At 63.2% G+C, this 11,824-nt stretch carries 11 protein-coding genes; 6 read left to right on the top strand and 5 right to left on the bottom strand.

The window, feature by feature from the left end:
* Positions 1–21: 21 nt before the first annotated feature.
* The 3 genes from WA070_RS07910 to nadA are packed head-to-tail and all read left to right on the top strand — an operon-like array spanning position 22 to position 2,638.
* Positions 22–900 (top strand): MBL fold metallo-hydrolase, encoded by an 879-nt coding sequence (locus tag WA070_RS07910; protein WP_422633548.1) that lies wholly within the window; start codon positions 22–24, stop codon positions 898–900.
* Positions 885–1,616, top strand: a complete 732-nt coding sequence (locus WA070_RS07905) for a DUF4230 domain-containing protein (RefSeq protein WP_422633547.1) — start codon at positions 885–887, stop codon at positions 1,614–1,616. The genes WA070_RS07910 and WA070_RS07905 overlap by 16 nt, the downstream gene beginning before the upstream one ends.
* A 32-nt stretch (positions 1,617–1,648) precedes the next feature.
* On the top strand, positions 1,649–2,638 hold the full coding sequence (gene nadA / locus WA070_RS07900; protein WP_422633546.1) for a quinolinate synthase NadA: 990 nt from the start codon (positions 1,649–1,651) through the stop codon (positions 2,636–2,638).
* Positions 2,639–2,649: 11 nt separating this feature from the next.
* Here nadA and WA070_RS07895 read toward each other — a convergent pair whose 3' ends face one another.
* Positions 2,650–4,128 carry a diguanylate cyclase domain-containing protein gene (locus tag WA070_RS07895; RefSeq protein ID WP_422633545.1) on the bottom strand — a complete coding sequence of 493 codons (1,479 nt, stop codon included), beginning with the start codon at positions 4,126–4,128 and terminating at the stop codon, positions 2,650–2,652.
* 104 nt (positions 4,129–4,232) lie between these two features.
* Between WA070_RS07895 and nadC the strand changes: the two genes are divergently transcribed.
* Both nadC and WA070_RS07885 read left to right on the top strand, forming a co-directional pair.
* The gene (nadC, locus tag WA070_RS07890) at positions 4,233–5,102 is read left to right on the top strand and encodes a carboxylating nicotinate-nucleotide diphosphorylase (RefSeq protein ID WP_422633544.1); all 870 of its coding nucleotides are present in this window, start codon (positions 4,233–4,235) and stop codon (positions 5,100–5,102) included.
* Positions 5,095–5,802 carry a ribonuclease T2 family protein gene (locus tag WA070_RS07885; protein WP_422633543.1) on the top strand — a complete coding sequence of 236 codons (708 nt, stop codon included), beginning with the start codon at positions 5,095–5,097 and terminating at the stop codon, positions 5,800–5,802. Before nadC ends, WA070_RS07885 begins: the two co-directional genes overlap by 8 nt.
* 6 nt (positions 5,803–5,808) lie before the next feature.
* Here WA070_RS07885 and WA070_RS07880 read toward each other — a convergent pair whose 3' ends face one another.
* Together WA070_RS07880 and WA070_RS07875 are read right to left on the bottom strand one after the other, a co-directional pair.
* A complete protein-coding gene (locus WA070_RS07880; protein ID WP_422633542.1) occupies positions 5,809–6,231 on the bottom strand; it encodes a DUF4112 domain-containing protein in 423 nt (140 codons plus the stop codon).
* Between the two features lie 23 nt (positions 6,232–6,254).
* A complete protein-coding gene (locus WA070_RS07875) occupies positions 6,255–7,754 on the bottom strand; it encodes an ABC transporter substrate-binding protein (protein ID WP_422633541.1) in 1,500 nt (499 codons plus the stop codon).
* Between the two features lie 153 nt (positions 7,755–7,907).
* Between WA070_RS07875 and WA070_RS07870 the strand changes: the two genes are divergently transcribed.
* Positions 7,908–9,329, top strand: coding sequence for a porin (locus tag WA070_RS07870; protein ID WP_422633540.1), 1,422 nt, complete (start codon positions 7,908–7,910; stop codon positions 9,327–9,329).
* A 22-nt stretch (positions 9,330–9,351) separates the two neighbouring features.
* Here WA070_RS07870 and WA070_RS07865 read toward each other — a convergent pair whose 3' ends face one another.
* Positions 9,352–10,947, bottom strand: coding sequence for an ATP-binding protein (locus tag WA070_RS07865; RefSeq protein ID WP_422633539.1), 1,596 nt, complete (start codon positions 10,945–10,947; stop codon positions 9,352–9,354).
* Complete coding sequence (locus WA070_RS07860) at positions 10,916–11,620, bottom strand: response regulator (protein WP_422633538.1); 705 nt, start codon at positions 11,618–11,620, stop codon at positions 10,916–10,918. The genes WA070_RS07865 and WA070_RS07860 overlap by 32 nt, the downstream gene beginning before the upstream one ends.
* Positions 11,621–11,824 lie beyond the last annotated feature (204 nt).

The following is an 11,824-nucleotide window of genomic DNA, read 5'->3' as shown; positions in this document are numbered from 1 at the left end:
GGTAATGGGCACATGGAGACCATGGCACTTCCTTTTGATCCGGCCGACCTGCCGACCGGCATGGCGATGCCTTTGTCTCCACTGGTGGCGCGGGTGCTGGCGCCCAATCCGTCGCCCTTCACTTACACCGGCACGCAGACCTATCTGGTGGGCGCGCAGGATGTTGCGGTGATTGATCCGGGGCCGGACGATGCCGATCATTTGGCGGCGCTGACCGCTGCGATCGCGGGGCGGCCGGTGGTGGCGATCCTGTGTACCCATACGCATCGCGACCATAGCCCCGCCGCTGCGCCGCTGGCCGCCATGACCGGCGCGCCGATCATCGGGTGCGCGCCGTTGACGCTGGACGATGATGGGCCGCGCGCTGACGCGGCGTTCGACGCGGCCTATCGCCCCGATCGGGTGCTGGCCGATGGCGAACGGGTCGAGGGCGCGGGCTGGACGTTGCAAGCCGTGGCGACGCCGGGCCATACGTCCAACCATCTGTGCTTTGCGCTGGTGGAGGAAGGTGCGCTGTTTTCCGGCGATCATGTGATGGGCTGGTCCACCAGTGTGATTTCCCCGCCCGATGGCGACATGGCCGCCTATATGCGGTCGATGCAGCGGCTGGTGGAGCGGAATGACGTCATCTATTATCCCGCCCATGGCGAACCGGTGGAGCAGCCGCAGCGGCTGGTGCGTGGGATGATGGGGCATCGCAAGCAGCGCGAGGGGCAGATACGCCGCTTTCTGGAGCGTAATGGCACGAGCGCCATCCCCGATATGGTGGCCGAAATGTACAAGGGCGTCGATCCACGGCTATATGGTGCGGCGGGGCGATCCGTGCTGGCGCATCTGATCGATATGGACGAGCGCGGGATCGCTGCGGCGCAATCGGACGGGCGATGGCAGATACGCTGAACGGATGGGCTAAACGCTATGGCGGGGCGATTGCCGTTGCGCTGCTGATCGTGGTTATCGGTGGCGCGATGCTGGCGGGCTGGCAGCGCTATGACCGCGATTATGTCGTGGCGGTCGAGGATGACGGGTCGGCGGTGACGAAGATCATTGCTGAAAAGATTGCCGGGGCGAGCGCGCTTAAGGTGTCGGAGCTTTCGGGGACGGTGCAGAGTACGGCGCAGGATGTGCGCGGATTTGGCCTGCTGAAATCCGATCAGGTTGTGAAGATGCCCTATTCGGTCGATTATTTTGTTGATGTCGGCAAGCTGCGGCCCGGCGACATGGAATGGAATGCCGACAGTCGCACGCTGATCGTCAACGCGCCCGATGTGGTGGTGGGCAAGCCCAATGTCGATGAAAGCCGTCGAACGTTGGTGCGGACAGGTGGCATGTTCGTGACGCGGCAGGCAGGCGAGGCACTGAGCCGCCGGGTGTCCGCCCATGCGCAGACGCGGGCCACCGCCAGCGCCCGGTCACCCGAACGCATGGCGCAGGCGCGCGAATATGGCCGCGTGGCGCTGGGCAAGTTGCTGGCCGCACCGCTCGCGGCGGCGGGGCAGGGCGACGCGCGGGTGATCGTGACCTTTCCGCCCGAACGCAAGGGCGACAATCGCGAACGGTGGGACGTGACGACACCCGTGAATGAGGTGCTGGCCAACCGTGGAAAGGCCCGTTAGGGCGCGCGACAACGAGATAGGAGTGACAGGGTATGAACGCGATCACGGGAATTCCGCAGGGAACGGACCTGCGTGCCGAAATCGAACGGCTACGCAAGGAGCGTAACGCCGTCATCCTTGGCCATTATTACCAGTCGCCCGAGATTCAGGACTTGTCCGATTTCGTGGGGGACTCGCTGGAGTTGTCGCGCAAGGCGGCGGAAACGGATGCGGACGTCATCGCCTTTTGCGGCGTGCGCTTCATGGCGGAAACGGCCAAGATATTGTCGCCTGACAAGATCGTGATCCTGCCCGATATGGACGCAGGCTGTTCGCTGGAGGACAGTTGCCCGCCCGCGCAGTTCAAGGCGTTCCGCGAAGCGCATCCCGATCATATCGCGCTGAGCTACATCAACTGTTCGGCCGAGGTGAAGGCGTTGTCCGACATCATCGTGACATCGTCGTCAGCCGAGAAAATTCTGGCGCAGATCCCCAAGGACCAGAAGATCATCTTTGGTCCCGACAAGCATCTGGGTGGCTATCTGCAGCGCAAGCTGGGCCGCGAGATGCTGTTGTGGCCGGGCGTTTGCATCGTGCATGAGGCGTTCAGCGAAACCGAACTGCTCAAGCTGAAGGTCCAGCACCCCGATGCGCCGATCGCTGCGCATCCCGAATGTCCGCCCTATATCGTCGATCATGCCGATTATGTCGGATCGACCAGCGGCATACTGGATTTCGCCAAGACGATGCCGGGCGATACGCTGATCGTGGCGACCGAGCCGCATATCATCCACCAGATGGAAAAGGCGGTGCCGCACAAGAATTTCATTGGTGCGCCGGGGGCCGACGGCAACTGCAACTGCAACATCTGCCCCTACATGGCGCTCAACACGTTGGAGAAGCTGTATATAGCGCTGCGCGATTTGCAGCCGCGTATCGAGATGGACGAAACGCTGCGTGTGGCGGCCAAGAAGAGCCTCGACCGGATGCTTGAGATGGCGAGCGCCACCGTCGGTCAAGGCGACGTCGGCGCGCGGCCTTAATTCCGGCATCGTTACGATATGGTGATGACGTTGAGCAGGCCGTGGATTTTGGCGGACCCTCGCTGGGTACGCTTGGCTTCGTAAAGGGCAATGTCGGCGCGCAGCAGAAGGTCGCTGCGGTCGCGAACGTCATCGTCCAGTTGTGCGACGCCTATGGTGGCGGACACGCGGATCAGCCCATCGGGCGCGTCCACGACATCAATCAGGTCGGCCAGCAATCGCGACACCAGCGCGGTGAGCGCCGCTTCGTCTGCGAGTCCGGTCGCCAGCAGCACAAATTCGTCACCGCCCAGACGGGCGGCCATGCAATCCGACAGATAGGTCGACCGGAGCCGGGATGCCATGCGCCGCAGCAGGTCGTCGCCCGCCAGATGCCCACACCGATCGTTGACTGCCTTAAAATGATCGAGGTCGATCAATAGGAGAGCGAGGGGCGTGCCGTCGGCGCGTGCGGTGGCGATGGCGTTATCGGTGCATTCATTGAAATGCGCGCGGTTCGCGATGCCGGTCAGCACATCGACATGGGCCGCGCGACGCAGCGCCTGTTCGAGCAGATGGCCATCGGTCACGTCACGGAACACACCGTTGATCGCCACCGCCAGCCCATCGTGCATTTCCAGTTCGCCCATGGTCCTGACGCGCCGCATGTCGCCTTGCGCAGTCAGGAAATCGGTTTCGATATCCATAGTTTCGCCCTGTTCGACCGTCCGGGTCAGGGCATCGACGACAAGGGCGCGGGCGGCGGGCGGATAATGGTCTAGCGCGGTGTCGACTGGTGGAGTGCTGCCCAAGGGGAGGCCGTGGATGACGAAGACATGATCGGACCATTCGACACTGTTGTCGGCCAGAACCAGACGCCACGATCCGATATTGGCGAGGCGTTCAGCCTGTCGGAACTGGCGATGGCTGACGTCGAGCCGATGGAGCGTGCTGCGCCGGTCTTCCGCCAGACGTATTGCCTCTGCCGCGTCGGCCCGCGCTTGAAGCAGGGATTCGACCAGTTGGGCCAGATCGCGCAGTCGCGTTTCCTGATCCGGCAGCAAGTTCCGTGGCCTGTCGTCGATGACGCATAGCGTACCCATCACGAAATGGCCGGGGCGGTCGCGTCCGCCGCTGATCCGCACAGGAACGCCGGCATAGAAGCGGATATGCGGCGGCCCTGTCACCAGCGGATTGTTCCTGAAGCGGGGATCAAGCATTGCATCCGGCACGACCATGATTGCGTCCTGCCGCACTACATGGTCGCAAAAGGCATGTTCACGCGGGGTTTCGCTGGCATCCAGCCCGCACTTGGCCTTGAACCATTGGCGATGGTCATCGACGATGGAGACCAGGGCGATCTTGCAATGCAGCGCGTCGCAGGCGCACTGGACGATGGTGTCGAATTCGCGTTCGGGCGCACTGTCGAGCAAGTGCAGGCTGTCGAGGACTGCCAGCCGCTGTACTTCGGACTTGTCGTTCAGAAGGGGGATGGACGAATGGATACCCATGCCCCGTCCGTACGCCGGGTAGATTAAGAAGTTGGAAAAGAGACTGGGGCTGGACGACGATCCGCATGCTTTCCTGTCCCGTGGACTTTGGCTATGGACGGGGCATGACAGATTTTCCAAGCGCCTTTGCGCCCTTTCTTCCCGGCTTCGATCTGGACGCATTCGTTGCAGCAACTCTGGCGGAAGATCTGGGACCGGACGGGCGCGACGTGACCAGCGAGGCGGTGATTCCTGCCGACGCCATGTTCGACGGGGTGATGGACACCCGCGACGCGGTAACGCTGGCCGGACTGCCGATTGCGGAGGCCTTTTTCCGTGCGCTCGACCCGGCGGTCGAGATCGAGATGCTGGCGCGCGATGGCGAGAGGGTATCGGCAGGGACCGACATCATGCGCATCCGGGGCCGTGGGCGCGCGATGCTGACGGCGGAGCGATCCGCGCTCAATACGGTGCAGCATCTGACCGGCATTGCGACGATGACGCGCGCCTATGTCGATGCGATTGAGGGAACGGGCGCGACGTTGCTCGACACGCGCAAGACGATTCCGGGGCTGCGCGTGCTGGAAAAATATGCGACGCGCATGGGCGGGGCGACCAATCACCGCATGGGGTTGTGGGACGCCGCGATGATCAAGGACAATCATGTCGCAGTGGCCGGATCGGTCGAAGAGGCGGTGCGTCGCGCGGTGGATGCGGGGATTGCCAGCATCATCGTGGAGGTCGATCGCATCGACCAGATCGAACCGGCGCTGGGTGCTGGGGCGACGCATTTGTTGCTGGACAATATGGATGCGGCGACTTTGCGTAGTGCAGTGACGCTGGTGGGTGATCGCGTACCGACCGAGGCGTCGGGGGGCGTCACGCTGGAAACGATCCGCGCCAAGGCGGAAACGGGCGTTACCTTCATCAGCGTCGGGCGGCTGACCCAGTCGGCCCCGGCGGCCGACATCGGACTGGATTTTGTTCATGCTTAAACTGTTGATGGCGCTGATCGCTCTCGCCGCCCCGGCCACCGCAATGGCGCAGGCGGGGCAGTGTCGCCTGCCGCAGGTGATCGCCCGGCCGCAGGTCGAAGGGCCGACAAGCGATGACCCCAAGCGTGTCCTGCCGATCGGCTATTATACGCTCGCGGTCAGTTGGACGCCGCAATATTGCAAAACGTCACGGGGCGGCGCGCGCGATGCGTTGCAGTGCCGGTCGGATAACCAGTTCGCCTTCACCCTGCATGGGCTGTGGCCGGACGGCTATGGCAAGGAATGGCCGCAATATTGCAAGCCCGCCGGTCCCTTGCCGCGCAAGGTGATCCGCGATCACCTGTGCGCCACGCCATCGGTGCAGCTGATCCAGCATGAATGGGTCAAGCATGGCACCTGTATGCCAACGACGCCGACGGCTTTCTTCGCCTTGTCGCGCAAGCTGTATCATGGGCTGGGCTATCCCGACATGACGCAGTTGGCGCAGAGGTCGACATTATCCGCGCGCGATTTTGCCGAGGCGTTCGCGACGGAGAATAAGGGCATGGTCGCCGACGGTATTCGCCTGAACCTGACGCGCGACGGATATCTGAGCGAAGTGTGGATCTGCATGGACCGCAAATATCGCTATATCAGCTGTCCCCCGCAGCAAGGCGGCGTGATGGGCGCGGCGCGCTTGCGGATCGAACCGCAGGGGTGACCAGCCCTAAAGGTCGATCGTCGCGGTCGAAGGGTGATGACGGTCAAGATGCTTGCGGATGATGCGCAGGTTCTTCGTGTTCGATTTGTAAAGGAAATCGAACACATCGCCCGCAAATGGGATCGCGCCGACCAGTGTGTCGAAGCCGACATTGCCCGCCATCCGGGTCAGTTGCCATTTAGACATGCCCAGATTGCGCGCTTCCCAGATGATCCACGCGCCCATGGATGCGGTGATGAGGTCGCCGACGACCGGGATCAGACCGATGATCGAATCCAGGCCGACGCGACGCTGGGTGCCGGGAATGACGAACAGCCCTTCGAGCAATTGCTCCATCGCCTCGATCCGGCGGCGCACCGATGCGGCGTCGCGTCCGAGGCCGGGCATGGCGCGCATGGCACCGTCGAACTGATCCTGTGAAATGGGCATGGGACTGGTCTCCTGACCCTAACTCAATTGGTGTCGCGAAACAGCCGGTTCAATGGGTGGCGCGCGCGGGGCGAGAGCAAAAAGCCGTTCAGGCGCTTCGATACCAGCGACCAGCGGATCGGCGTACCGAGCGGGATAAAGCCATTATGCGCCATCGTCAGTGCCTCTGCCTGAGCGATGCGGGCGGCGCGGTCGTCGGGCGAACTGGCGAGGCTGGCCGCCTGCAACTGTGCATCGGCTTCATCGTTGCAGGATATTTTGCGAGCACAGCCGATACGGCCCAGATACCAGAGAGCGCTGTCATAAGCGGCGACTTCGTCCACCAGCCGCAGGTCGGCATCGACCGCATTGGCACCGACGCGGCTGACTGAAAGGCCGATCATGGCGAGATCGCGCCGCAGCAGGCGGAACAGCAATGTGGAACCCGGCCCCGGCGGCAATGCGATGCGCAGTGGTGGGGGCGCACCATTGTCGGTGCGCCATTGCGCAACGGCGGCCATGGCTTGCGCCTGCCGGTCGGCGAGCGGCATGTTCGCCCACGCCGGTGCGGTGGGAGCGCGGCCCAGGTCAAGCTGGTCCGGCATGATCCGGTCCGTCGTCGCCCATCCGCCCAGCGGCAGCAGCGTGGGCAACTGGCTACGGTCGATGGCCATGTTGATCGCCGCGCGAACATTGTCGTCTGCCAGCAGCTTGCCCTGCCCGGTGACTGCCAGTCCGAACAAGCCCTGCACGGGATCGGCGCGCACCGCATCGCGATCGATTCCGGCAGGGACCAGCAGCGGCAGGTCTGAAAAACGGCCGCCCAGCACCAGTGCCGATAGGCCTTCGCGAAATCGGATGATCGCTTTGGCCGCGCGTTCCGCATGCAGCACCCGGACATGGCGGGGGGCAAGGCCGTCCTCTTCGGCGTCTTCATCGTCATTGTCGCGATCGACCGGGGTCAATAGCAGCGCGTCCCCCTGCGGGACGGCGCGATAGGGACCAGCGCCGCCCTTGCGCGTCAGCAGCGCCATTTGCGGCTGGGCGAGCATTTGCAGTACGAAAGGGCGAGCGGTGGCAAGGCGGATTTCGATGACTTCGCCGGTCATCGGCACGACCATCTCCACCGCATCGAGCGGGCCGTCGGGATCGAGTCGCCTGACCGCCTCTATCCGTGCGGTGAGCAGCCGGGCCACGGTGGCGGCGGTGACGCGCGCGCCGTCTGCCCAAAAGGCACGGCGGAGGCGAAAAATATAGCTGCGCCCATCATCCTCCACGATCCAGCGTTGGGCAAGAGCGGGCAGAATGTCGCCACTGGCGTCGAAAGCGACCAACCCCTGCGCGGTGGATTCCAGCATCAGCTTCGCGCCGGGATTGGGCAGGTTGGGTAGGGGTTTGGATAGATCGGCGCGCGCGCCAATGACGCTGACGATTACCGGTCCACTACCTTCGCGCGAACAGCTGCCCAACGCAGCGCTCATGGCGAGCAGGACCGACAAGGCGAAGCGGTGAACACGCGGGCGGGAACTGGGAGCGATCAACATGGCAGACCCCTTACCCTAGCCTGCGTTTGCATCGCCGCCAACAGCGATGGCACACCGCGCCACGGGCTGCGACTGTCACAAAAGTGACATTTCAAAGACATCAGAACGTAACAAAACAGTCATAGCCGCGGTGGGGAAACATCGGGGACATATATGACACCGACTCGACTGGCAGCGGCTGCGACGCTCGCCATGCTGATCGCGCCTGTTCCGGCAAGTGCGCAGGCGATTAGCCAGGCGGAGGGAGATGCGCTGCGGGCGCAGGTCGCAGCGCTCAAGGCGCAGGTCGATCGGCTGGAGGCGCGATTGAATAGCGCTACTGCCGTAACAGCCAATATGGCCCCCCCGCCGCCCGTGGCAGGATCGGTTCCCGCCGTCCCTGTTCAGGTAGCGCAGGGCGGTTCAGGACCAGCCAAGTCCGTTGCCGAAACGGTGATCGGGTGGAAGGGCGGGCCTGTTTTCACCAAGGGCGCGGCCAGTTTCCACGTCAAGGGACGCATCCAATATGATGCCGGCCTGTTGATGACGCCTGCCAGCGTGAACGACCGGGCCAAGGGCTATTCCAACGAACTACGCCGTTTGCGGTTGGGTGGGGAAGGGCAGTTGGGCGGCGGATTTGGCTATAAGCTGGAACTGGAACTGTCTGATAATGCCGTTGATCTGGTCGATACCTATATCACTTACGAAAAGGGCAAGTGGCTCTTTACGCTGGGCAATCATAACAGCTTCCAGTCGCTGGACGAGTTGACCGGCGACACCGGCGGGTCTGTGATGGAGCGGGCGGCCTTCACCGATGCGTTCGCGTTCGAACGGCGGCTGGGCCTGTCGGCGCAATATCGATCGGGCATCATGCTGGCGCAAGCGGGGATTTTTTCCGACAGTGCCGATTCGCTGACCAACGCGTCCGATGGTCCCAGTGGGGGCGACGAAAATAACAGCTATGGCGTGGATGGTCGGCTGGTGCTCGCGCCAAAGCTGGGCGACACGCAGTTGCATTTTGGCGCATCTGGCCACTGGCGCGATTTCAAGCGGCTGTCGGAAACACCGCAACGCTACCGCCAGCGCGCCTATCTGCACAGTGCCAACAGCCGTTTCCTGTCCACGCCCAATATCCCGGCGGATGGTGAGAGCCATTATGGCGTCGAACTGGCGGGCACACATGGGCCATTATGGTGGGCGGGTGAGGGGCATTGGCTGCGCGTCGCACGGCCCGGTCTGTCCGACCCGACCTTTTTCGGCGGATATGGCGAAGTCGGCTATGTCTTCACTGGCGAGACGCGGGGGTACAAGAACGGCATATTCGGCATCGTCAAGCCAAGCCGCCCGGTCGGCAGCGGCGGATGGGGCGCGTTGCAGGCCACTGTGCGCTACGACTATCTGGACATGAACGACAAGGGTATCGTGGGTGGCACGCAGAACGCGGTCATCGCCGCACTGGTATGGACGCCGATCGAATATCTGCGGTTCAACGTCAATTACGCGCATCTGGAATATCGCGATGCGGCGATCCTGGCGGGGACGTCGCGTGACTATGGGGTGGATGTCATAGGATGGCGCGCAGAACTGGATTTCTAGGGCTGTTTTTTGAGACGCGGCCCTATTCCGATGCGATGCCCGGATCTCGCGCGACTGCCATCGGCAGGTGCAGGATGAAACATGCGCCGCTTTGTTCGTCCTGCCGGTCTGCGATGCTGATCCGACCCTGATGCCCGTCGATGATGGAGCGGGCGATGGCGAGGCCGAGGCCGGAATGTTTGCCGAAACTCTCCCCCTCTGGCCGGACGCTGTGGAAGCGGCGGAAGACATGTTCGCGCTCTGATTCGGGAACGCCGGGTCCTTCGTCCTCGACGCTGACCAGTACTTGATCGTCCGCCACGGTCGCGATGATCTGGACAAGGCCACCGTCGGGCGAGAAGGAAATGGCGTTATCGATCAGATTGTCGAGCACGCGGATCAGCCGCCCTTCTTCCCCCATGATGACGGCCACATCCTTGCGCGGGCGGGCGAAGGCGACGCGGACATTGCGGGGCACGCCGCGCATCTCGCGCGCGATCACCATCCGCTCGATGAGCTGGCCAAGATCGATCGGTTCGAAGCGGGTGCGCGAGAGTTCAGCATCGACACGCGATGCTTCTGCGATATCGGTGACGAGCCGATCGAGGCGGCGCACATCATCCTGCGCGATGGCCATCAACTGCGCGCGCAGGTCCGGCCGATCCACCCGGTCCAGCGCTTCGATGGCAGAGCGCAGCGAGGCGATGGGGTTTTTGAGTTCATGACTGACATCGGCAGCAAAGGCGTCGGTCGCGTCGATCCGCTGGCGCAGGGCGTGGCTCATGTCCGACAATGCGCGGGCCAGCATGCCGATTTCATCGCGTCGTTCGGGCAGGCGCGGGACCGTCACTTCGCGCGCGCGGCCCAGACGCACGCGCACGGCGGCGCGGGCCAGGCGCTGGAGCGGCTGGACGATGGTGCGCGCCAGGAATAATGACAGCAGCACGGACGCAAGCGCTGCGACGGCGAGAACAAGGCCAAGGCGCATGCGTTCCGCGCGCACGGTGCGGGTGATGTCGCGCGCGTTTTCGGTTGCAAACAGGCTGGTGCCGTCGCGCATCATCACGGCTGCGGAGATCATGAAAGTGCGGTCGGGGGCGTAGCGATTGACGGCCTGTGGTCGGCCCGTCTTGCGGGCGAGCAGCAGTTCGGGCCAGGCGTCGGCGCGATCGACCGTCGGCTCCTCGAAATTAGGCGGGCGGTCGGCCGACACGACCTTGTCCATCGCCTTGTCCAGGAAACGGGCGACGTGGCGTTGCCATCCTTCTTCTGATGGCATGCGCAGGCGATATTGCGGCGCGTTCATCGTGAAGCTGTCGGACAGGCGGTGGCCGTCAGCCGCATAATGGCGCACGCGGTCGCCGGTCTGGCGCGCATAGGCCGCGATCAGCGCGTCCTGCCGGTCGTCGCGGGCATTGTCGAGGCCGATCGCCAGCAATTGCAGTTCGCGCGCAGACTGTTCCAGCCGCGCGTCGACGATGCGCGTGCGATAGCTGTCGAGGTAGAAAAAGCCTCCAGCCAGCAGCGCGAGCGCGAAGACGTTGACCGCCAGGATGCGGGGCGTCAGGCTGATCTTGTTGGACCAGCGCAACGCCTCAACCGGGCGATCATTCCTCGGTGAAGCGGTATCCGGCGCCATAGAGTGTGTCGATCGCGTTGAAATCGGAATCTACCTCGCGGAATTTGCGCCGCAGCCTTTTAATATGGCTGTCGATGGTGCGGTCGTCGACATAGACGTCATCCTGATAGGCGGCGTCCATTAACTGGTTGCGGTTCTTTACCACGCCGGGTCGGGCGGCAAGCGTTTCGAGGATCAGGAATTCAGTGACGGTCAATGTCACGTCCTGCCCGTTCCATTTGACGCGATGGCGCGCCGGGTCCATTTCCAGCCGCCCGCGCACGATGGGATCGACGGCCGGTTCATTGGGCGCATCTGGCGTGCGGCTGACTTCCGCCCGGCGCAGGATAGCGCGGATGCGCGCAATCAGCAGGCGTTGGGAAAAGGGTTTGGAGATATAATCGTCCGCACCCATCGCCAGGCCCAGTGCCTCGTCCAGTTCGTCGGTCTTGGACGTCAGGAAGATGACCGGCATCGCGCTTTTTTCGCGCAAGCGGCGCAACAGTTCCAGGCCATCCATGCGCGGCATCTTGATATCGAACACGGCCAGATCGGCGGGATTGTCCAGCAACGCCTTGAGCGCAGTTTCGGGATCGGCATAGACGCGCGTCATGAAGCCTTCGGTCTGGAGCGCGATCGACACCGACGTGAGAATATTCTTGTCGTCATCCACCAGGGCGATGGTTGCAGTCATTCGGTGTCCCAGACGATCGAGAGGCGTTTGCTTGTCATGAGCGTTAGACGATGCGGACCTGCCTCGCAAGGAAGGGGCGGATCAGGCATGCCATGCCCGACAATGATGCCGCAGGATGGTCATAATTCGGGACATAAGGGATATTGCAGGGATTTGACGCCGGTTTCGCCAAGCCCTATGCCCTTCATCGTCCGCGAAGGCAGG

Origin of the sequence: Sphingobium sp. (genome assembly GCF_049304695.1) — a bacterium.
GTDB lineage: Bacteria > Pseudomonadota > Alphaproteobacteria > Sphingomonadales > Sphingomonadaceae > Sphingobium.
This window is presented reverse-complemented; position numbering and strand designations above follow the sequence as displayed.